Origin of the sequence: Pseudomonas sp. JR33AA, assembly GCF_021378985.1 — a bacterium.
GTDB lineage: Bacteria > Pseudomonadota > Gammaproteobacteria > Pseudomonadales > Pseudomonadaceae > Aquipseudomonas > Aquipseudomonas alloputida.
The window spans coordinates 1-1,298 of the sequence record NZ_JAJSAW010000046.1 but is presented as its reverse complement, the minus strand read 5'-3'; the positions used below and the strand labels follow the sequence as shown (position 1 = coordinate 1,298).

The 1,298-nt window shown below is 60.9% G+C and carries 1 protein-coding gene; it reads left to right on the top strand.

Going from position 1 to position 1,298, the window contains the following annotated elements; all coding sequences use genetic code 11:
* Positions 1 to 1,298: immunoglobulin-like domain-containing protein (locus LVS58_RS24925; protein WP_325175996.1), on the top strand; the 1,298-nt coding region annotated here is incomplete at both ends.

Genomic DNA, 1,298 nt, shown 5'->3' with positions numbered 1-1,298 from the left:
TTCTACCGTCAGCGTCACCATCGAGAACGCCACAGGCGGCAACTTCGAGCAGCTGACCCCGAACCCGACGCCGGCTCAGACCACGATCAACGACTCGGTCGACACCACCACCGCGACCCTGACGGCGAGCCCGTCGGTCACCGAAGGTGGCGTGATCACCTACACCGTGACCCTGAGCAACCCTGCCAAGACGCCGGTGACCGTGACCCTGTCCAACGGCCAGACCATTACCGTTGAAGCGGGTAAAACCCAGGGCAGCGTTGATTTCCAGACCCCGGCCAATGACGTCTACAACAACGGCTCGACTGTCAGCGTCACCATCGAGAACGCCACGGGCGGCAACTTCGAGCAGCTGACCCCGAACCCGACGCCGGCCTCGACTGTCATCAATGACAGCATCGATACCGTCACCGTAAGCATTGTCAGCAATGGCAATGTGACCGAAGACCAGCAGCCTTCCTTTACTGTGAAAGTAAGCCAGGCGCTGGACCGTCCGTTGACCGTAACCCTGTCGAACGGCGACACCGTGACGATCGAAGCCGGTAAGACCGAGGTTGAGTACAAGACCTCGGCTCAGGGTGATGACGTCTATCGCGATGCGGGCTCCATCACCCTCAGTGTTACCGAAGCTACAGTTCCGGGTGCCACATTCGAGAAGCTGGTCTTGGGTGGCCCGGCTACCGTTGAAATCTCGGACACTATCAGTGAAGTGGTAGCCAAGCTGACCGCGACCCCTTCGGTCACCGAAGGTGGCGAGATCACCTACACCATCACGCTGACCAACAAAGACGGTCTGCCGATCAACAACCACTCGGAGCTGTACTTCAAGCTGACCGACGGCACCACTGTCGTCGTGGCGGCCAACAGCACCACCGGTTCGGCGACTGTAGCCGCACCAGACAACGTCTATGTCGGCGCTAACCAGCCGGTGGTCAATGCCATCGACGCGGTCAGTGGCGCAGATGCGTGGAAGTTCGAAAACCTGAACCTGGACAAGACCCCGGTCAGCACCGAGGTCACCGACGAGCCAGGTACCCCAGGCAACGAAGGCGACATCGTCAAAGTCACCATCACGGCCGACCAGACCTCGGTGGCCGAGAACGTCAAGCCGACGTTCACCGTGCACATCAACCAGCCGCTGGCCCACGACCTGGTCGTGACCCTGAGCAACAATGCCCAGGTCACCATCAAGGCCGGCGAGACCAGCGCACCGTACACCCACGCTGCGCAGGGCGATGACGTCTACAACGATGCTGGCCAGATCAGCCTGGGCATCAATTCGGCGGTAGACGCCACGG